This window comes from Kribbella hippodromi (assembly GCF_039531045.1).
Taxonomy (GTDB): domain Bacteria; phylum Actinomycetota; class Actinomycetes; order Propionibacteriales; family Kribbellaceae; genus Kribbella; species Kribbella hippodromi.
This window is the reverse complement of the sequence record NZ_BAAAPH010000002.1, coordinates 88,790-108,639: the sequence shown is the minus strand read 5'-3', so window position 1 is coordinate 108,639 and position 19,850 is coordinate 88,790. Positions and strand designations below refer to the sequence as shown.

Annotated in this window: 17 protein-coding genes and 1 pseudogene; 10 read left to right on the top strand and 8 right to left on the bottom strand. The window is 69.0% G+C overall.

Annotated elements, in window-relative coordinates:
- The first annotated feature begins 22 nt into the window (after nt 1-22).
- From ABD260_RS03245 to ABD260_RS03235, 3 genes are all read left to right on the top strand, one after another.
- On the top strand, nt 23-1,258 hold the full coding sequence (locus tag ABD260_RS03245) for a sensor histidine kinase (RefSeq protein WP_344231788.1): 1,236 nt from the start codon (nt 23-25) through the stop codon (nt 1,256-1,258).
- The gene (locus tag ABD260_RS03240) at nt 1,251-1,883 is read left to right on the top strand and encodes a response regulator (RefSeq protein ID WP_344231787.1); all 633 of its coding nucleotides are present in this window, start codon (nt 1,251-1,253) and stop codon (nt 1,881-1,883) included. Before ABD260_RS03245 ends, ABD260_RS03240 begins: the two co-directional genes overlap by 8 nt.
- A gap of 107 nt (nt 1,884-1,990) precedes the next feature.
- Nucleotides 1,991-2,410: an STAS domain-containing protein gene (locus ABD260_RS03235; RefSeq protein WP_344231786.1), complete on the top strand. Its 420-nt coding sequence runs from the start codon at nt 1,991-1,993 to the stop codon at nt 2,408-2,410.
- Here the strand turns inward: ABD260_RS03235 and ABD260_RS03230 are convergent.
- Nucleotides 2,383-3,588 carry an MFS transporter gene (locus tag ABD260_RS03230; RefSeq protein ID WP_344231785.1) on the bottom strand — a complete coding sequence of 402 codons (1,206 nt, stop codon included), beginning with the start codon at nt 3,586-3,588 and terminating at the stop codon, nt 2,383-2,385. The genes ABD260_RS03235 and ABD260_RS03230 overlap by 28 nt on opposite strands.
- A 67-nt stretch (nt 3,589-3,655) precedes the next feature.
- Here ABD260_RS03230 and ABD260_RS03225 point away from each other — a divergent pair, with 67 nt between their 5' ends.
- From ABD260_RS03225 to ABD260_RS03215, 3 genes are read left to right on the top strand one after another with little or no spacing between them, the layout of a single operon-like run.
- The gene (locus ABD260_RS03225; RefSeq protein ID WP_344231784.1) at nt 3,656-4,633 is read left to right on the top strand and encodes an ArsR/SmtB family transcription factor; all 978 of its coding nucleotides are present in this window, start codon (nt 3,656-3,658) and stop codon (nt 4,631-4,633) included.
- Between the two features lie 26 nt (nt 4,634-4,659).
- Nucleotides 4,660-5,310: a hypothetical protein gene (locus ABD260_RS03220; RefSeq protein WP_344231783.1), complete on the top strand. Its 651-nt coding sequence runs from the start codon at nt 4,660-4,662 to the stop codon at nt 5,308-5,310.
- Between the two features lie 45 nt (nt 5,311-5,355).
- On the top strand, nt 5,356-6,324 hold the full coding sequence (locus ABD260_RS03215) for an EamA family transporter (protein WP_344231782.1): 969 nt from the start codon (nt 5,356-5,358) through the stop codon (nt 6,322-6,324).
- On the opposite strand, the gene ABD260_RS03210 is transcribed toward ABD260_RS03215, so the two are convergent.
- From ABD260_RS03210 to ABD260_RS03190, 5 genes are all read right to left on the bottom strand, one after another.
- Nucleotides 6,321-7,475, bottom strand: a complete 1,155-nt coding sequence (locus ABD260_RS03210) for an alanine--tRNA ligase-related protein (RefSeq protein ID WP_344231781.1) — start codon at nt 7,473-7,475, stop codon at nt 6,321-6,323. The two genes, ABD260_RS03215 and ABD260_RS03210, sit on opposite strands and share 4 nt — an antisense overlap.
- A 192-nt stretch (nt 7,476-7,667) precedes the next feature.
- Nucleotides 7,668-8,780: a glycosyltransferase family 4 protein gene (locus tag ABD260_RS03205; protein WP_344231780.1), complete on the bottom strand. Its 1,113-nt coding sequence runs from the start codon at nt 8,778-8,780 to the stop codon at nt 7,668-7,670.
- Entirely contained in the window at nt 8,777-10,033 is a 1,257-nt protein-coding gene (locus tag ABD260_RS03200) for a M48 family metallopeptidase (RefSeq protein WP_344231779.1), read from the bottom strand. Before ABD260_RS03200 ends, ABD260_RS03205 begins: the two co-directional genes overlap by 4 nt.
- Entirely contained in the window at nt 10,026-11,474 is a 1,449-nt protein-coding gene (locus ABD260_RS03195) for a hypothetical protein (protein ID WP_344231778.1), read from the bottom strand. Before ABD260_RS03195 ends, ABD260_RS03200 begins: the two co-directional genes overlap by 8 nt.
- 97 nt (nt 11,475-11,571) lie before the next feature.
- A complete protein-coding gene (locus tag ABD260_RS03190; protein WP_344231777.1) occupies nt 11,572-12,633 on the bottom strand; it encodes a C40 family peptidase in 1,062 nt (353 codons plus the stop codon).
- 347 nt (nt 12,634-12,980) lie between these two features.
- On the opposite strand from ABD260_RS03190, the gene ABD260_RS03185 reads away from it, so the two are divergent.
- The gene (locus ABD260_RS03185) at nt 12,981-15,242 is read left to right on the top strand and encodes an ATP-binding protein (protein ID WP_344231776.1); all 2,262 of its coding nucleotides are present in this window, start codon (nt 12,981-12,983) and stop codon (nt 15,240-15,242) included.
- Between the two features lie 163 nt (nt 15,243-15,405).
- Here ABD260_RS03185 and ABD260_RS03180 read toward each other — a convergent pair whose 3' ends face one another.
- The gene (locus ABD260_RS03180) at nt 15,406-15,609 is read right to left on the bottom strand and encodes a hypothetical protein (RefSeq protein WP_238352426.1); all 204 of its coding nucleotides are present in this window, start codon (nt 15,607-15,609) and stop codon (nt 15,406-15,408) included.
- Between the two features lie 178 nt (nt 15,610-15,787).
- Complete coding sequence (locus ABD260_RS03175) at nt 15,788-17,095, bottom strand: NYN domain-containing protein (RefSeq protein WP_344231775.1); 1,308 nt, start codon at nt 17,093-17,095, stop codon at nt 15,788-15,790.
- 183 nt (nt 17,096-17,278) lie between these two features.
- Between ABD260_RS03175 and ABD260_RS03170 the strand changes: the two genes are divergently transcribed.
- The 3 genes and pseudogenes from ABD260_RS03170 to ABD260_RS37505 form a co-directional block, all read left to right on the top strand.
- Nucleotides 17,279-19,084: a DEDD exonuclease domain-containing protein gene (locus ABD260_RS03170; protein ID WP_344231774.1), complete on the top strand. Its 1,806-nt coding sequence runs from the start codon at nt 17,279-17,281 to the stop codon at nt 19,082-19,084.
- An 84-nt stretch (nt 19,085-19,168) separates the two neighbouring features.
- Nucleotides 19,169-19,456, top strand: a complete 288-nt coding sequence (locus ABD260_RS03165; RefSeq protein ID WP_344231773.1) for an Lrp/AsnC family transcriptional regulator — start codon at nt 19,169-19,171, stop codon at nt 19,454-19,456.
- Nucleotides 19,457-19,725: 269 nt separating this feature from the next.
- Nucleotides 19,726-19,812, top strand: a pseudogene (locus ABD260_RS37505) (DUF2510 domain-containing protein); the annotation flags it as partial.
- Nucleotides 19,813-19,850: the final 38 nt, after the last annotated feature.

Below are 19,850 nucleotides of genomic sequence, written 5' to 3'. Positions count from 1 at the left end.
CGGGGTCGTGCACACTGGACGCGTGACAACGGCCGACGGGGAGCTGGAGCGGCGCGAGGCTGTCTTTCACCGCTGGGCGCCGTATTTCATGCTCGGGCTCGGCACCTTGCTGGCCTCTGCTACGGCCGGCCGGATCATGCCGCACACCGGCGAGCGGATCGCGGCGGCGGTGCTGGTGGCGGCCGCACTCGTGCTCCAACTGTGGTGGACGCGGAGCGGCCGGTATCACCGTGGCCCGAACACGATCTCGGCGACGTACTTCGTGGCACGCTGGGCCATCGCGTCTACGCTGACGATCTTGAACGGCTTCTTCGCGTTCTACGTCGTGGCAGGGTATTACGACACCAACGAGCTGATCCCAGGCCGCCGGCGGAAACGGCTGGCGCTGTTTGCCTGTTCGGTCCCGGTGGCCATCGCGCAGGCCGGCGGCTTGCCGTTCGGCAACGTGTCCGGCTGGCTGGTGTTCGCGGGTCTCCTGATCGCGAACAACGCGCTGGTGATCGTCCTCAAGCACTTCGCCGACCAGCAGGAGGCCCGTTCGCTGAGCCGGGCCGCGACGATCGCCGAGCTGGAGCAGGCGCACAAGGAGAACGCCGCGCTGCAGGCTCAGCTCCTGGTCCAGGCGCGCGAGGCCGGGATCGCGGACGAGCGCCGGAGGCTGGCCGCGGAGATCCACGACACCATCGCGCAGGGCCTGACCGGCATCATCGCCCAGCTCCAGGTGGTGTCGAACACTTCCGACCCGGCGACCATTCAGGATCACGTCAGCCGCGCCAGCGACCTGGCCCGGCACAGTCTCGGCGAAGCACGTCGCTCCGTGCAGAACCTTGCCCCGGCGGGCCTCTCGTACGACGGGCTGCCGGAAGCGCTGCGCAAGACCGTCGAGCAGTGGTCGGAGCGTACTGGCGTGCCGGCCGAGTTCACCTTGACCGGTACGGCACAGCATCTGCACGGTGAGTTCTCGGCGACCATTCTGCGGATCACCCAGGAGGCGCTGGCGAACGTGTCGAAACACGCGGCGGCGACCCGCGTCGGCGTGACACTCAGCTTCATGGACAGCGAGGTGACGGTGGACATCCGTGACGACGGCAAGGGCTTCGACCCGCTGACACTCCCGGCCCGGTCGGGTACCGGCGGTTTCGGCCTGGAGGGGATGCGGGCCCGGGCCGAGCGGATCGCCGGGTCGCTCACGGTCGAAGCCGAACCAGGCTTCGGTACGGCGGTCTCGGCTCGCGTACCGTTGGTGCTCCATGCCTGAGATCTCACTACTCCTCGTCGACGACCACCCGGTGGTCCGGAACGGCCTGCGCGGCATGTTCGAATCGACCCCTGGCTTCACCGTGCTTGCCGAGGCGTCGAACGGGGTCGAGGCGGTCGAGCTGGCCGCCGAGCTGGACCCGGACGTGATCTTGATGGACCTGCGGATGCCCGGTGGCGGCGGTCTCGACGCGATCACCGAGCTGGGCCGCCGGGGGCTGCGGTCGAAGGTGCTTGTCCTCACCACGTGGGACACCGACACGGACACCCTGCCTGCGATCGAGGCCGGCGCCACCGGGTACCTGCTCAAGGACGCGCCGCAGGAAGATCTGTTCAACGCTGTCCGTCAAGCGGCAGCCGGGCGGACCGTGCTCTCCCCCGCCGTCGCGTCGCGGCTGGTGTCAGCCGTACGCTCCCCGGCGCCGAGCCCGTTGGCCGCGCGTGAACGCCAGGTCCTGGAGCTCGTCGCGAAGGGTACGTCGAATCGGGACATCGCCCGCGAGCTGTTCATCAGCGAGGCAACGGTGAAGACGCATCTCAGTCATGTGTTCACGAAGCTTGGTGTCACCGATCGCGCGGCTGCCGTGGCCAAGGGGTACGACCAGGGCATCCTCGGCCGGGACTGACCTCGCGGAGTGACTCCGGGTCAGGCCGCGGGGTCGGGCTGGGGTCGGGCTGGGGTCGGGGCTGCGGGGTCAGGCGCCGGGGTTAGCTCTCGGGTACAGGTCAGGACATGAAGCCATCTCCAGGACCCCGAGTGGTCAGCTCCACTCGCCCGCCCCGGGCCGCCGGTCCGGCCTTCGTCTGCAGCTGGAGCGCCGTCGGCGACTGCGCGGTCTTCCGCGTCGCCGGCGCGATCGACGTCGCCACTCTGCCCACACTCGCCGACGAGCTGCGGCACGTGATCACCACCAAACTGCCCCGGGTCGTCGTCGACCTGCGCCGGATCACCGGGATGGACTCGGGCGGTCTCGACGTACTCGCCGACGCCCACGACCTGGCTGTCGAACAAGGCGGCTGGCTCCGCGCTTCCGGCGCCGGCCAATGGCTCGCCGACCTGATCCGGAGTACCGGCAGCAACCGCCCGCTGGACCACTACATGACCCTCGCCGACGCCCTGCCCTCCTACCGAAGGGCCTCCGTCAGCGGCTGACGGATCTCGGTACTGAGAGCTCGGCGGGCGATCAACAGGACCGTGATCGTGCCGAGGACACCGGCGGCGGCGATGGTCAGGTTCGGTGCGATGAACGAACCGACGACGCCGCCGAGCGCGATGCTCACACCTTGGATCGCCATCAAGCCGCTGCTTTGTACGGTGAACAGCCGACCGCGATGTGACGGCTCAACCGCCGCCAGGATCAGCGGATCAATGCCCTGGTTGAACGCGTACCCGGCGCCGGTCACCGCGAGCAGACACGCGGCAACCGGGATCGGCGGCACGGCCAGGAAGGCGATCGCCGGCAGCTGACCGGCGATCAGGAACGGGACGACGAGCCGTCGCCGCACGGAAGGGGTGAACCGTGCGACGACGAGCTCGCCGAGTACACCGCCGACCGCGTACCCGGTGAACATCGCACCGGCCGCGGCGGCCGCCGTACCGACCTGAGCCGTGTACGCCACCGCGAGCCCGTCCGGCAGGGACGAGAACGCGGGCGCCACCCAGGTCAGCAGAATCAGGTTGCGGAGCTTTCGATCGGCGAACAGGTCCTTGATCCCGGTCCACGAGTCGCGGACCGCGTTACCGGTCCGCTCCCCCGCCGGAGTCCACGGCGTACCGGTGCCGATCAGTACCGCGGACAGCACGAACGTCACCACCTCGACCACCAGCAGCGACTTCGCGCCGATCGCCGCGACCGCGATCCCACCGGCCGCGAATCCGGTCAGCACAGCCAGCTGACCGATTGCCCGTAGCAACGATCTGCCGACCGGGAACAGGTCCGTCGGCAACAGGTGGGCCAGGCTCGCGGCCCGGGCACCGGCGAAGATCGGCGCGATCATCCCCAGACAGAGCAGCAATCCGAGCAGCCCGGCCACCGGCATCCCCGACACCAGCATCCCGGCCACCCCGGTCGCGCTGAGCAGATTGCAGGTCACCAGCACCCGGCGTGCCGGAAACCGATCGGCGAGCGACGAGAACAGCGTGCCACCGACCGCGTACGGCAGAAACGAGCAGACCAGCACCAGCGCCGACAGCAGCGGCGACCCGGTCCGCTCGAAGATCATGATCGAGAGCGCGACCTCGGCGCCGATCGTCCCGAGCATCGACACGGCGTGCGCGGCGAAGATGGCGCGCAGGCCGGGCAGGCTGAGTACGGCTCCGTAGGACCTCACGGCGTGAGCCTGCGGTACCAGGGTGGTGGCGGCGTAGAGTTTTGGTTGTGGCCGAAAGTTCCTGCCGATGAGCGTGCTGCGGTTCACCCAGGCGGACGCGCTGCGCTGCCGGTTCGGCGCGTCGCCGTTGTGGGAGACGATGTCCGCGGTCCGGGTCCTGCACGGCTCGCAGCACCGGGCCTTGTACCGGGAGTGGATCGACGCCCGCCGGGAGGCCGCGGCGAGGCTCGACCTGCGTGGGCTGAAGGCGGTACAGCCGCGGGTCGGCTTCACGCCCGACTTCCTGACCCCGCCGCCGAAGGCTTCCCGGGCCAAGTTCGGCACCGAGATCGCCCGGGTACGAAGTACGCCGCTGGAGCGCGTACGCACCGAACTGATCCGGTCGCGCGATGAGCTGAAGAACCCCGGCGCGCCGATCATCGACACGATGCTGACCGATCTGGCCGGTGCGCGGGAACGGCTGGCGGACGAGATCGAGAGCGCCTGGGAGACCCTGATCCGGCCGGACTGGCCGTTGATCAGCCGCGTACTCGAGGACGACATCGCGTACCGCGGTCAGCAACTCACCGACGGCGGGCTGGCCGGCTTGTTCGACGACCTGCACCCCACGCTGACCTGGGAGGACGATCGCCTGATCGCCACCCGGTACCGCGCCGAGGATCGTGATCTCACCGGGCAGGGGCTGCTGCTGGTACCCGGCGTCTTCGCCTGGCCGTACCTCGTGATCGTCGCGGACCTCGCGTATCACCCGACGCTCGTCTACCCGGCCCGCGGCGCCGCCCGGCTCTGGTCCGACGCGCCGGCTCCCCCGGATCCGTTGGCACGCCTCCTGGGGCGTACGCGCGCAACGCTCCTGGTAGCGCTCGATCCGCCCGCGACGACCAGTGCGCTCGCGGCCCAGTACGGGCTGGCGCTGGCGACCGTCGCGGAACATCTGTCCGCGTTGTCGGACGCTGGCCTCGCGACGCGCCGGCGTACCGGGCATCAGGTGCACTACCGCCGTACCGAAGTGGGACAGGCCGTCATCGACGCATCCGTCGGCTGAGGGCTGATCGGCGTCAGAATGCTGCTGTGAAGACGCAAACGCGGCATACCCGGCGGTGGCCGGCCTCGCTGGCCGTGATCGCGGTCCTGATCCTGCAACTGCTGGTGCCGACCCAAGTGAACGCGCTGCCCCGCTGGCTGATGCCGGCCCTCGGCCTGTTGCTGCTGCTCCCGCTGATCTGGACGAACCCGTTCCACCTGCGCCGGGACGAACCGTGGCTGCGCTGGGTCGCGCTGGTCCTGGTCGCCGTACTGGTCGCGGTGAACGCGTACTACCTGGCCGGGATGATCTTCCTGCTCAACCACGGCGACGCGAACCAGGGCGTGGTACTGGTGAAGAGCGCGCTGCTGATCTGGGTGACGAATGTGGTCGCGTTCGCGGTCTGGTTCTGGGAGATCGACCGCGGCGGGCCGTTCGCCCGGGCGCCCGAGCACGAACGGGACGCCGAGCGGCCCGATCTGATGTTCCCGCAGATGACCGTCGACCTGCCCGGCTGGAAGGGCTGGCTGCCCGGCTTCACCGACTACCTGTACGTGTCGTTCACCAACGCGACCGCCTTCAGCCCGACCGACACGATGCCGCTGAGCGTCCGGGCGAAGACGCTGATGGGGATCGAATCGGCGATCGCGCTGCTCACCGTCGCGGTCGTCGCGGCGCGGGCGATCAACGTGCTCTGAGATCTCTCTCGACAGCCATGTAATGGGCATGAGACCGTTATGCCCGTGTACAGCACGAAATCGGTGGGGTTGGGGTTCGCGATCTTCTCGGCGGTCACGTTCGGCGGGTCCGGACCGTTCGCCAAGGCGCTGATCGCGGCCGGTTTCAGCCCTCAGCAGGCGGCCTGGGTACGGATCCTCGGTGCCGCCGCCGTGCTCGTCCCGCTCGTCCTGGTGTTCCGTGGCAGCGCCGGTCTGCGGGCCGCGCGGGCGTCCTGGAAAGCACTGGTGCTGTACGGCCTGACCGGGATCGCCGGGTGCCAGACATTGTTCTTCGTCGCGGCCAGCAGACTGCCGGTCGGGGTCGCGCTGATGCTCGAGTTCTCCGGGCCGGTGCTGGTGGTGGCCTGGCTGAAGTTCGGTGCGAAGGTCGCCGTCCCCAGGACGGCCGCGATCGGGGTCAGCATCGCCCTGGTCGGGCTGGCGACGGTGGCCGAGATCTGGACCGGGCTGCAGATCGACCCGATCGGCCTGCTCGCCGGGCTCGGCGCGGCTGCCTGCCAGGCGACGTACTTCCTCCTGATCGACAAGCTGACTGGCGCCGCCGATCCGCTGGTGATGACCGCGGCCGGCAGTGTGGTCGGCGCTGTCCTGCTGACCTTCATCGCGGCTCCGTGGAACACGCCGTGGCATGTACTCGCGGACACGATCGCGATCGGGCATCGGCACGCACCCGGCTGGATGATGGCCGCGTGGCTGATCCTGGTCAGCACAGTCGTCGCGTACCTGGCCGGTGCGGCCGCGGTGCAGCGGCTGTCCGCGCCGATCGCGGGCGCGGTGGCGTACGTCGAGGTGGTCGCCGCCTGCGTGTTCGCGCTGATCCTGCTCGGCGAGACCTTGCGTACGAACCAGATCATCGGCGGCGTGATCGTCCTGGCCGGCGCTTTCGTCGCCCAGTCGTCGGTGGGGAAGGTCGCCCCGCCCGAGGTACCGGGCGCTCCCACCACCGACGCACTGGACCGGGCAGCCATCTAGCGCAGCGAGTCGACGAGCTCGCGGGGCAGGCCGTGGGTGTCGTGCAGGTACTCGTAGTCGGTCTCGTCCAGGGACTTGTGGAACCGTTCGTGGCTGAGGACCTTGCGGCCGCGGTCGAGCAGGTTGCTGAACCGGATCTCCTCGTCGATCAGGATCCGCCGGACCAGCGTCACCGTCTCGCCCTGGTGGAAGTGGTTCAGGGTGTGCTCGAACAGCTCGGTCGGCAGGTCCGACAGCGACCTGGTCTCGTTGTCCTGCCAGAGGATTGTCAACAATCGACGGATCAGCCGGCGCAACACGTACCCACGGCCGGTGTTCGACGGGTGCACGCCGTCGCCGACGATCACGATGCTGGACCGCAGATGGTCGATCACGATCCGCCGAGATCGCTCGTCCAGCTTCCACAGCCGCGGAATCGTCCGCATCCACGGCTCGAACAGCGACGTCTCGTACACGGAGCCCTTGCCCTCGAGCAGCATCGTCAGCCGCTCCAGGCCGAGACCGGTGTCGATGTTCTGCTGCGTCAGCTCCTCCAAAGAACCGTCGTCGTGCCGGCGGTACCGCATCATCACGTGGTTCCAGAGCTCGACCCAGCGGTCGTCGGTGGTCGGCGTACCCTCCGGTTCACCCTCACCCGTCCAGAGGAAGATCTCCGAGTCCGGGCCGCACGGACCGGTCGGGCCGTTCGACCACCAGTTGTCGTCGATGGTCAGCTCGACCGGAAGGCCGAGCTCCTGCCAGGTACGCAGTGACTCCTGATCCAGCGGCACCTGATCGTCACCGCCGAACACCGTCACGTACATCCGCCGCGGGTCCAGGCCGAAGCGCGTGGTGAGCAACTCGTACCCCCAGCGCAGCGTCTGGTCACTGCCGTAGTCCCCCAGCGACCAGGAGCCGAGCATCTCGAACACGGTCAGATGGGTCGGATCACCCACTTCGTCGAGATCGGTGGTGCGCAGACATCGCTGCACCCCGACCAGCCGGCGTCCAAGTGGATGCGGTTCGCCTTCGAGGTAGGGCGTGAGTGGATGCATCCCCGAAGTCGTGAAGAGCACCGGATCACCGAGCCGCGGAATGAGCGTGGACCCGGTGGTCGGAACGTGGTCACGGTCGAGGAAGAAGTCGATGAAAGTCCTGCTGATGGTGGTCATTGCTGGTCCTTGTCAGATCGGACCGGAACCAGACCACCGGGCTACGGGAACAACAACACCGGCGAACCGTTTCCGGTCGCCGGTGGGAAGTTCAGGATGTCAGGCAGCGGCAGCCGGAGAGCGTGAAGCTCGTACGGCTGCGGCAAGTCGGAACATCCGGTGCATGTCGGCCAGAGTACACGACCGCCCGCATCAAATGTCCAGCAGTTCTCTCAGCACCGCGCCGGACCGGGTCCAGGTCCACTCCCGCTCGACCCAGCTCCGCCCGGCCGCACCCAAGGCCTGAGCGTGTACTGGGTCGGTCAGCAACTGGATGATCCGCGCCGCGACGGCGGCCGGGTTGTACGGGTCGACCAGGTACCCGGTCTCGCCGTGCCGAACGGTGTCGGGCGTACCGCCGGAGTCGCCGATGATCACCGGCTTCCCGGTCGCGGACGCCTCCAGCGTGACGATGCCGAGCGCCTCCGGCTCCAGCCCGAACCGCCGCGTCCGGCACGGCATCGCGAACACGTCACCGGCATCGACGTACGGCGGGATGTCCGCCCAGGGAACCGCTCCGGTGAACACCACCGACTCCGCGACACCGGCTGCCAGACCTTCGAGCCGCTCACGATCCGGCCCGCCACCGACCAGCAACAACTTCGCCGCCGGCACTTCCGCGAGCACCCGCGGCCAGGCCCGGATCAGCGTGTCCTGCCCCTTCCGCGGGATCAGCCGGGACACACAGACGACGACCGGAACCCCTTCCAAACCAAGGCCTTTGCGGATCTGCTCTCCCCCACAGCCAGGATGGAACCGGCTCGTGTCGACCCCCGGCGTGAGCCGCCGCATCCGCTCAGCGGCCGTTGGTGAAAGTGCCGGCGCGATCTGCTCCGCGCACCACGACGACACCGTGGTGACCGTGTCGGCCGCGTCACCGATCCGCCGCAACGCCCGCCGCGCACCCGGTACGCCGGCCCACCACGTCTCGTGCCCATGCGTCATCGCGACGATCCGCCGCGCACCGGCCCGCCGCAGCGCCGGACCCATCAGCCCGAGCGGCGCGGCCGCCCCGAACAAGACCCGGTCGGCGTGATGCGTACGCAGCAATTGGGCGGCCCGCTTCGTAGTGCGTGCCGTCGGCAACAACATCGTCGTCCGGTCGCGGATCACCGGGAACGGGAGGGTCGCGTCGTACGCCCGATCGCCCGGCTCGTGGGACGTGTACACGACGACGTCGGGTAGTTCGTCGCAGAGCGAGCGGACGAAGGTCTCGATCCCGCCCTGCCGGGGTGGGAAGTCGTTGGTGACGACGAGGACGGTCACTTCTTCGCCAGCGGCGGGACCGAGCCGCCGTTGTCGCGGGCCCAGGCGCGGCCCATCGCAATCCGCTCCGGCGGGGTCGGGTGGGTCGCAAACATCCAGTACCGCCAGGTGCTCGGGTCCAGGCCGGAGATGTTCCGGACGGCCAGGTCCTTCTGCATCGCGACGAAGTCCCGCGGATCATTGGTCAGCCGGAGCGAGTGATAGTCGGCGCGGGCCTCGATCTTGCGGCTGACCAGGTTCTGCACCGGGGCAGCCAGTGTCGAGCCGACCACGATCATCGCCAAGACCGTACCGGTCCGGCGTGGATCGCCCATCCGGGCCCCGAGCAACAATCGGAGCAAGGTCACACCGAACGCCGCGCCCAGTACGCCGATCAGCGTTCCGTGCAGGACATCGTCCTCCGCCGCGTGACCGAGTTCGTGCGCGACCACGAGGCGTACTTGCGCCGGTGGAACGTCCTTCAGCAGCGTGTCGTACACGACCAGGCGGCGGGTCGAGCCGAAGCCGGAAACGTACGCATTCAAGGCGGTCGTGCGTTTCGACGCGTCCGCGACCAGCACGTCCTTCACCGGTACGCCGTCCCGCTCCGCGAGCTGCAGGAAATCGTTGCGCAAGGCACCGGCCGGAAGTGAGGTGAACTGGTTGAAGCGCGGCTCGACCAGGACCGGGTACGCGAACGAGACACCGAGGACGAGCAGTGCGGTGACAATTGCCCCGGGCAACCACCAGCCTTGGTGCCAGCGTTTCGCCAGCGCCATCAGGATGACGACGACGACCGCGACCCCGAGCACGGTGAACGCCAGCCCCACACCGCGGTCCCAGACCCAGAGCCGCCAGTCGATGACCGACAGGCCGTACTTCCGGCTGACCCGCTCGGCCATCACATCGGTCGGGACGGACAACAGGTTCGCGATCAGGGCGATCCCGGCGACCAGTACGGCCACGCGGAGGAACCACGGGCGGATGCCCAGCCGGTCGTACATCTTCCGGCCGAGCGGACTGAAGCCGATCAGCAGCGGGACCACGGTCCAGATCACCCAGGAGGCGGTCGACCAGGGCAGGATCTCGCGCCGGAACTCGTTCTGCCGGGCGATCTGGGCGGCGGTGAAGTCCAGGGTGGCATCGGGTTTCGGCAGGTCGATCAAGTGCCAGGGCGTGGTGACCGCGATCGTGAAGACCAGTGCGAGCGCAAGCAGACCGCCGGCCAGATGCGGCGCCCACCGGCCGGACGCCTTGGTTCCGCGCTTAGGCACCAGCGAGCCGCTTCAGGTACTTCTGCCACTCCACCACGAACTCCGCCTCGGTCATCCCGAGCACCGACTTGAACGCGTCCGCGAGCCCGGTCGCGCTCTTCGACGTGTGCACGGCCCGGTAGAACTTCACCAGCTTGTCCTGCCCTTCCCGCTCCGCGATCAGCCGGCAGGCCAGCCAGGCCGACTCGTACGCCTGCGGCAGCTCGGTCGCCGACGCCGCGAACGCCTCCGGTGTCGGCAGCGTGGCCGGCAGTTTCCCGGCCCGGACCGCCTTGAACAGTTCCTTCGCCGCCGACTCGTCCTGGACGGGCACGGCGGTGAACGCGACGTAGTCGGCGAATCCCTCGGCCAGCCACAACGGCACCGGCGAGGCGGTCGCGTTCGATGCCACATGAGTGGTCTCGTGGGTGAGCACGATCCGGCGGCCCTGCTTCCCGAGTTCCTCGAACAACTTCGGGTTCGCCACGATCCGTACCGGCGCGCCGACGGCAGGCGTGTCCAGCTCGGCCATCGTCACGGCGGCGATCTGGGTGTACGTGTTCGGCTGCGCGCCGAGGATGCCCTCCATCTGCGCCTGCTTGGCCGGCAGGTACACGATCACCTTCTGCCGCCAGCCCCGGCCCCACACCTTCGACACCGACTCGACCGCCTTGTCGGCGACGCTGACGTAACTCTTCGCGTTCGCCTCCGAGTCGAGACTGATCACCAGGCTGTGATCGCCCTTCGCCACATCGACCGGCCCGAGCGCCCACACCGGCCGCCGCTGCCCGGCGACGAACCGCTCGGAGAACGACGACGCGTACGTGGCCCCGTCACGGGTCACGAAGGTGACCGGGAGGGTCTCACGGGCGGGCTTCACGTCGTACCCGGAGAGCTGCCACGAGACCTCGACCTGCGCCAGCCACGACTGCGTACCGCCGAGCTGGGACTGCCGCTGCGGTGTCAGGGCGGCGGTGTCATCGCTCACGTAGCGCAACTGGAACGTGGCGAGCGGGAGGGTGGTCAGGTTGCTGAAGATCGTCCGCGCGCTGGCCCGGAAGCTCGCGTCCTTCGGGTCGATCGCTTTCATGAACCCGGTGCGGTCGTCTTTCTCGACCGCATCGGTCAGCTTCTGCAGGACAGCTGTGCCCATGGCGGCACGTTGCACACCGGCCTGGGCCTCGTCCGGGGTGGCGGAGGTACTCGGCTGGTGCGCGGTCGGGGCCTGCGGATCGGCCGGGGCGTTGGCGACCTGCTGCAGCCCCGCGTACCCGGCGCCGGCGACCAGGCAGATCGCGACGCCGGCGGCGACCTTCTTCAGGATCGGGGCGAACGGCGGGCGCGGAGCGTTACCTCCCGGACCCGGCGGGTCACCACCCGAGTCACCGCTGGGGCAACCATTACGGTCACCGCTCGAGTGCACCGCGGGCAGTGGAACCGTGTCGCCCTGTTCGTCGATCACCTCGGCCCCTCGCTGCTCGCCTGCCCCAGTCAGGCGTGACACCCGGACTGCGTCGACCCTACGTCACCCGGGTCGCGGAGTACGCCAAGGGTACAGATCAGCCGGGGCGGACGGCGGAGTTGTACGGGTTCTCGTCCAGCGGGCTGATCTCCACGCTCTTGCCCGGGCGCGGCGCGTGCACGATCCGGCCGTTGCCGAGGTAAATACCGACGTGGGTGATCGGGGTGTAGAAGAACACCAGGTCACCGGGCATCAGGTCGGCCCGGCTGACGCGGCGGCCCTCACCGGCCTGCGCCTTCGAAGAGTGCGAGAGCGAGACACCGGCCTTGCCCCAGGCGTACATGGTCAGGCCGGAGCAGTCGTACGAGTTCGGGCCGGTGGCGCCCCACACGTACGGGTCGCCGAGCTGGGAGAGCGCCGCGTTGATCGCGATCTGGGCGCGGGCGCTGGCCGGGACGTTCGGCAGGTTCTTGTCTTCGCTGGTCCGATCGCCACCGCGGGTCGGACGCTGGGCCCGCGACTTCTCCGCTTCCTTGGCGGCCTCCTCGTCGAGCCGCTTGCGCTCGTCGGCGCTGAGCTTGTCGAGCACCTTCTGGGCCGCGTCCAGGTTGTCCTGGATCTGCTTCTTCAGCGCGTCCTGCTGCGCCTGGACCGCCTTCAGCGCGGCCAGCTCGGTCTGCTCGCTGGCCTGCAGGTCGGTGAGCTTGCCCTGCGCGACCTGGAAGCGGCGGAGCGCCGAGTTCTGCTGGCCGGCGAAGGCCTGGGCGGTGGACGCCTGGCTGAGGAACTGGTCCGGGTTCGTCGAGAGCAGCAGCTGGGCGGTCGTCGAGATGCCCGAAGTCTGGTAGCCGGCCACCGCGAGCGAGCCGATCTGCTGCTTCACCGCGTCGACCTGTGTCTGCTGCTTGGCGATCCCGGCCTTGAGCGCGTTCACCCGCGTCTGCGCGGCGGTGATCTGCCCGGTCAGGTCGTTCGCGGTCTCACCGATCGCGCCGGCCTTCTCCTGCAGCGCGGCGACCTGCTTCCTCGCCTGCTCCAGTGTGGGCTTCGGGTCGGCGTCCGCCGCTCCCTGGATGAAGAACACACCCGCGGCGACTGCCGTGCTGGTGATGGCGGCGAGGGCGATTCCCTTGGTGCGGTTGACGCGTCCGATGGACACAGCCCGGTCGGTCCCTTCCTCTGCTCGCGCCGTCCCCGTTGACCAGGCGCTCCGCGGACGATTCCGTCCGCGTGATCCGCCGGATCACTCCCTCGGCTTGCCGTTGCCCGGTCGGCCGGAGCGGCCGACACCCTGAGGCAACGAGAGGTAACAGTAGTGACCGTTTCGTGACCAGTGCAATTCGCCCCTCTGGTTTGATCGAAAATTAACGAAGCGATTCGCGGGCCCAACGCCCGTTTCGCCTTCCCCGTAAACGATCCTGCCGTGCTGGTCCTGACATGACTACCCGCACCATCGGTTGACCGCGGCGTGGATTAGGGTCGGCCCAACTCTGGAAGAGAGGTGACGTGACCACGATCGGCCGCCAGGTCAAAGGGTTCCGGCAACGGTCCGGGCTGACTCAGGAGGAGCTGGCCGAGCAGGCCGCGCTGTCCGTCCGGTCACTCCGCGACCTCGAGTCCGGGCGTGTCACGAAACCGCGAACCCGATCGATCCGGCTGATCGCGGAAGCTCTGGCACTGACCGACGACGAGACCAGGCAACTGCTCGCGCTACTCGCTGACGGTGCGCTCCCGGAGTCACCGCTCGCTGCGCCATCGGCGACCGCGCCGCGCATCTCGCAACTTCCGGCGGACATCTCCAACTTCACCGGCCGGTTCTCCGCGCTGCGCGACCTGGATGACCTGCTGATCGAATCGCAGACCGGGCAGACGGCATTGATCTCCGCGATCGGCGGAACCGGAAAGACGGCCCTGGCTGTCCACTGGGCCCACGGTGCCGCGCCGCGTTTCCCGGACGGCCAGCTCTACATCGATCTCCGGGGCTTCGATCCCGAGCAGGAGCCGCTCGGACCGGTGGAGGCGCTCGGCAGGCTTCTCAGCGGGTTGGGGGTTCCACCGGCCGAGCAGCCGGCGACCCTCGACGAGCGGGCCGCCCGGTTCCGGTCAGAGCTCGCGGGACTCCGGCTGCTGGTGATTCTCGACAACGCGGCCTCAGCTGCTCAGGTACGTCCGTTGCTGCCTGGTTCGGCGACGTGCCGGACGATCGTGACGAGCCGGGATCGGCTTCCGGGGCTCATCGCTCGCGACGGCGCCGTACCGATCCAGCTGGAGGCACTGTCCGAGTCCGAAGCCGGCGAACTCCTGCGCGGGATGATCGGTGACACCCGCGTGGACGCGGATCGGCCGGCGACCGCGGACATCATCGCGCTGTGCGGGCAACTGCCGCTGGCGGTCCGCGTCGTCGGAGCCAACCTCGCGCTGATGCCCGGGCAAACCTTGCGCGCTGCCGCCGACGCTCTCGCCGCGGTGGACCGGCTGGAGGGTCTGTCGCTGCCCGGCGATCCTGCCGCCTCCGTGCTGCCCGCGTTCGAGCTCTCCTACCGCCCACTGCCGGACGAGTTGAAGGTGCTGTTCGGCCGGTTGGGGCTACTGCCCGGTGCGACGTTCGGGATCGGGGTGATCGCGTCGGCGATGTCCACCTCGGCCGACGTCGTCGTACCGCAGCTGCAGCGCCTGGTCAGCCTGAACCTTGTGCAATCGGTGAACGAAGAACGCTTCACCATGCACGATCTGGTGAAGTTGTTCGCCCGCCGGTGCGCCGGCACCGACGACGAGCCCGTACGGCGCGCCATCGACTACTACCTGCAGTCCGCCGACGCGGCCAATCATTGCCTCGTGCCGGCTCGCGTCAGAACGCCGATCGATCCGCCGCTGGCCGGAGTACACGTCGAGCAGTTCAGCACGCCGGAGTCGGCCAGACTGTGGTGCACCCACGAACTCGCCAACATTGCCGACGCCGTGGAGCTGGCCTTCAAAGCGGGTCACCATCGGTACGCCGCGCAGCTGCCGACCGCGATGATCGACTACTTCCAGAGGTACAAGCACTACTCCACTTGGATTGCCACACACGAGTACGGCTTGGAAGCGGCAAGGCTGCTCGGCGACAAGGAACGCGAAGGCATCTTCCTTCGCGACACAGCCCTCATCTACCGGGATCTCCAGCAGTTCGACCGATGCCGCGAACTCCTCGACGCCGCCACCTCGATCGCACGCACCCACGGCCACCGGCTGCCGCTCGCGCGTGCGCTCAGCACCCTGGGCATCCTGGTGATGGATCTCGGTGACAACGAGTCCGCGATGAGATACTTCGAGGAGTGCGCGCGGATCGCCGCGGAGGACGGCGATCGGTACGCGGCGATGATCGCTACCTTGAACTTTGGCTTCGCCGCGATGCGATCCGGCCGTCTTGACGATGCCCGCACGGCGTTCGAGCGCGCCATCACGATGAGCAGCGAACTGTCCGCACCCGCGGTCGAGGCCTCGAGTACCGGCGCGCTGGGCGAGATCTACCGGCTGAGTGGGGACCTGACGTCGGCGCTCACCCACTTCCGCGAGTCCTACGCGGTGGCCACCCGAATCAACGAGGCCAACCATCAGCTCGCGGCCCAGGAAGCGGTGGCCCAGACCCTCGCCGCGCTCGGCCGGCCCTCCGAGGCACGGGAGGCGTACAGGGCCGCGGCCGAACTCGCCGCCCAACTCGGCGACCCGCGCGAGCGTGAGCTTCATGCCGCGCTGGAGGACTTGGACAAGGAAGGCAGCGGTGCCTGACAGCCCTGTCGGCTGTCAGCCCCAGTCCCACGCCCGCGCGGGGCAGTCAAGGTCAGTAGCGTCGGCCATCGTCGCCCTCTCGGAGTGGGGAATCTCTGTGCTCCGAAACTACTGACGGCAGTCGGCGGGTGACAGGCGGCTGACCGGCAGTTCAGCGGCAGTCTCAGCCGGTTTGTTCCTTCGGGTCGGTGGTTGGGTCGAGGCTGTTCACGGCGTGGACGAGCCGGAGCGGTGGGACCAGGCCCGAGTCCGCGAGGGCGTCCAGGGCCGCCTTCTCGTCATCGTCGAGGTGCAGGGTGCCGGCGCGTTCGGCCGAGAAACCCAGCACCACCGAGACGACACAGTCCTGACAGCCCGGGCCCCTCATCACACAAGCGTCGCAGTCGATCAGCACAACATCCTCCAAGTGGGGAAGCACCCGGACTTGCATCCGGCTGAGAAGGACGCTAGAGAACCCCACCGACAGTTTTCGTCCACGAGGCCGTTGGCAACTGCTTTGCCAGACCGCGCTCAGGCGTGGCCCAGGCTCCGGTGCGGGCTCGTTTTCAGGCGCGGGCGATGCGGGCGATCAGGCTGGTGGCCGAGAGGGCGCGGGCGCCCAGTTTGATGATGCTGTCGGCTACTTCGCGGTCCGTCGAAACGACCACAACGGGGCGGCCGGGTGGCTCGGCGCGGACCAGTTGCCGGATCACGTCATCGGCAATCACACCGGCCGGGCTGAAGCGCACCCGTACGCCGCGGGGTGGGTTCAGCTGCACCGGACCGGACAGCTCCGCCCCGTCGAACACCACGGTGACTTCGATCCGGCGCTGAGCCACCAGTGCTCCCAGCGCTGTCACCAGCCGCTGACGCTGCGAGTGCAGCGGTGAGTTCGGCCAGGCGGTCTTCGTCACGTTGTAGCCGTCGATGATCAGGTGTACCTGCGGCAGCGCCAGCAACTCGTCGAACAAAGCTGGATCGTCTTCGGGCGCCGTACGCCCGACCGGAGCCGCGTCCGGCTCGGAACCCGCCACCGTGTCGGCCGGACGGAGCTCTCCCCCAGGCGGCAGCGCCAGCTCGCGGCGCAGTCCGCTGGCGGCTTCCAGCAGCGTGTCGAGCAACAGCCGCGTACGCGTGGAGGCAAGCTCCCGCTCCTGCCCCGCCGTCCGTCTCGCCGCGTGCTCGACTGCTTCGAGCTCGGTGATGCGGGCGCGGAGTTTGCGCAGCTCACGCTCCACTTCGGCGCGCGCCGCGTCGACCCGCTCGTCGGCGGACTCGGCTTCCTTGGTGCGCTGCTCGACCTCGGAGTGCAGGCCGGTGATCCGTTGCCTGGCCTCGTTGAGTTTGCGCCGGAGCGTGACGTTCTCGGACTTCAGCTCGTTGACCTGTTCACGAAGCCGTTCGCGGACCTGACGGGTTTCGGTCCGGGCCTGGTCGAGCTGGTCCGCGAGCCGGTTCATCGCGTCTTCGTCGGTGCGCGGATTCTCCGCCGGGAGCTGCGCCGCCGCGGCGACATGCTGCTCCCAGTCGTCGGGCCGGAGCAGGTAGGCCAGCGCGGCCACCTCGACCGGATCAGCGGCCGGTACGGGTACACCGTCCGCGACGGCATCGCCGAGCTCCGGGTGCTCGCGCCGGACCTCGAACGCCGTCAGCCGGCGGAAATGCTCGTCGGTCTCCAGGATCGGGCCGAGCACCGAGGCGGACAGCTTCGCGCGTTTCGCCGGCGCGAAGCTGGCGAACCGGCGCAGCGGGGCCGGGATGTCGGTGGCCGGGAGCTGGCCGAGCGCATGCGCGGCGAGGGTCAGGACGCGTTGCCGGACCGGTTCAGGCAAAGTCGTAGCGGCGGAGCTCGCGGCGGTGCCGGCCTCAGTCACCGGTCCGCAGTCCGGCTTGAACGACGGGCTGGCAGCTGCTGCTGGGCCAGTGACGCAGACCACAGCGAACGGGCCCGCGGCCCTGATTCACGGTGATCGCCTGTGTACGCATACAGAGAGCCTAGTCGACTCGCAGGCGTGTCACCTGCGGAATTGTCGGTGGCGGCTCCTAGCGTCGTCACCATGACCAGCCCAGTGCGCGCAGCGGCCGGGGATTCGGCGGCGCCCGCGCCGACGCCGATCCGTGGTGTCCAGCACAGCTTCGACGACCTGGGGACCCTGCTGCGCGACGTCACGTTCTGCGTCGTCGACCTGGAGACGACCGGCAATCCGCCCGGCGAGGGCGGGATCACCGAGATCGGCGCGGTGAAGGTCCGGGCCGGCGAGGTGATCGCCGAGTTCCAGACGCTGGTGAATCCGTCCGAGCCGATCCCGTCCTTCATCGCCGTGCTGACCGGGATCTCGGATCGGATGGTTGCTTCGTCGCCGCGGATCGAGTCGGTGCTGCCGGCGTTCCTGGAGTTCGCCCGCGGGTGCGTGATGGTCGCGCACAACGCGCCGTTCGACATGGGCTTCCTGAAGCACGAGAGCCTCGTCCATGGGTACGACTGGCCTGATTTCACCGTCGTCGACACCGCGCTGCTGGCCCGGCGCGTGATCACGCCGGACGAGGCGCCGAACTGCAAACTCGGCACGCTGGCCAAGCTGTTCCGGACCACGACCACCCCCAACCACCGCGCGCTGTCCGACGCGCGCGCCACCGTCGACGTGCTGCACGGATTGTTCGAGCGGGTCGGGTCGTTGGGCGTGCAAACGTTGGAGGACCTGCAGACGTACTCGTCCCGGGTCGCGCCGGCGGTCCGCGCCAAACGGCATCTGGCCGAGTCGTTGCCGCATGCGGCCGGTGTGTACTTGTTCGCGGACGATCGCGGCGAAGTGCTGTACATCGGCAAGTCGAAGGACCTGCGGACGCGCGTGCGGTCGTACTTCACCGCCTCCGAAACCAGGAACCGGATCGGCGAGATGGTCGGCATCGCCACCACGGTCCGCGGCATCGAGTGCGGTACACCGCTGGAGGCCGAGGTCCGCGAGTTGCGGCTGATCGCGGAACACAAACCGCGGTACAACCGGAAGTCGAAGTTCCCCGAGCGGCAGCACTGGCTGAAGGTCACGGTCGAACCGTTTCCGCGGTTGTCGCTGGTCAAACAGGTGCGGGACGACGCGGCCGAGTACCTCGGTCCGTTCAGTTCACGGAAAACCGCCGAACGGGCGATGGCCGCGCTGCACGAGGCGTTCCCGATCCGGCAGTGCACCGCGCGGATGTCGCGTACGCCACAACTGTCGCCGTGCGTGCTTGCCGAGATGGGGCGTTGCGTCGCGCCCTGTGACGGGCGGATCTCGATGGACTCGTACGGCGATTTCGTCACCGGGCTGCGGGCGGCGCTGACCGGCGATCCGACTCCCGTGGTCGAGGCGCTGGATCGGCGGATCGAGCTGCTGTCGGCGGACGAGCGGTTCGAGGACGCCGCCGTGCACCGGGACCGGTTGAGCGCGTTCGTCCGGAGCTCGGCGCGGATGCAGCGGATGGCGGCGGTGACCGCGTGCGCCGAGATCTGCGCGGCGCGGCGGACGGACGACGGCGGCTGGGAGTTGCACGTGATCCGCCGCGGCCGGCTCGCGGCGGCCGGGTTCAGCCCACGCGGTACGGACCCGCGCCCGCACCTGGAGATGCTCCGCGCGTCGGCCGAGACCGTCCTGCCCGGGATCGGCCCGGTCGCGGCTGCGTCGCCCGAGGAGATCGAGCTGATTCTGCGTTGGCTGGAGCTGCCGGGCGTACGGCTGGTCGAGATGGACGGCACCTGGACGTGCCCGGTGGGCGGTGCGGGACGGCACCTGAACCGGCTCGAGAACGCCCACTCCGACGTACACCAGCACCCCGGCGAACGCCGCCGCCACCTCCGGCCGCTCGGACCGGCCCGGGCGGGCTGACCCGCTGCCGGGCCTGTTACCGCATTATGCTTCACCGGTCGAGCGGTATGTGGTTCTGAGTTTCAGTACTGAGGAGAGGACGGCATGGTCACCGCGATCGTGTTCATCAAGGCCGACGTCGCACGGATTCCCGAGGTTGCCGAGCAGGTGGCGGCGATCGACGGCGTCAGCGAGGTGTACTCCGTGACCGGCGGACTCGACCTGATCGCGCTCGTCCGGGTGGCCCGGCACGACGACCTGGCGACCGTCATCCCCGAACACGTGAACCGCGTACCCGGCGTGATCAGCACCGAGACGCACATCGCGTTCCGCGCGTACTCCAGCCACGACCTGGAAGCCGCCTTCAGCCTCGGCCAGGAGGACGGTGTCTGAGGACCGGTCGTTCCCGATCCCGCTGACACCAGCACTGACACGACCTGAAGTTACGGTGAACCCATGATCGACCGGGGCCAGTTCCGTACCGCCACGTCCCGCGCGTGCACGTTGTCTCGCGCGCGCACGCCGGGCGCGCGCGTCCGCGCCTGTGCGGGCGCAAGCGTCCGCGCCTGTGTGGGCGGTTGCGTCTGTGTGGGCGGTTGCGTCTGTGGCCGTGGCTGTCCTTGTGCCCGCGGCCGCGGGCCGGTTGCGGAGCGGAGCCAGGGATGACGAACCCACCCGCCGGCTGGTACCCCGACCCCACCGGCCAGCCGCACACCATCCGCTGGTGGGACGGCGCAAAGTGGACCAACAAGACGGACCACGAATCCGCCCTGGCGGACGCAACCGA

Excerpts from the sequence above, each read along its gene's own strand:
- ABD260_RS03180 (WP_238352426.1), bottom strand. The coding sequence starts at position 15,609 with ATGAGGGGCCCGGGCTGTCAGGACTGTGTCGTCTCGGTGGTGCTGGGT.
- ABD260_RS03235 (WP_344231786.1), top strand. The coding sequence starts at position 1,991 with ATGAAGCCATCTCCAGGACCCCGAGTGGTCAGCTCCACTCGCCCGCCC.
- ABD260_RS03225 (WP_344231784.1), top strand. The coding sequence starts at position 3,656 with ATGAGCGTGCTGCGGTTCACCCAGGCGGACGCGCTGCGCTGCCGGTTC.
- ABD260_RS03240 (WP_344231787.1), top strand. The coding sequence starts at position 1,251 with ATGCCTGAGATCTCACTACTCCTCGTCGACGACCACCCGGTGGTCCGG.
- ABD260_RS03165 (WP_344231773.1), top strand. The coding sequence starts at position 19,169 with ATGGTCACCGCGATCGTGTTCATCAAGGCCGACGTCGCACGGATTCCC.
- ABD260_RS03170 (WP_344231774.1), top strand. The coding sequence starts at position 17,279 with ATGACCAGCCCAGTGCGCGCAGCGGCCGGGGATTCGGCGGCGCCCGCG.
- ABD260_RS03210 (WP_344231781.1), bottom strand. The coding sequence starts at position 7,475 with ATGACCACCATCAGCAGGACTTTCATCGACTTCTTCCTCGACCGTGAC.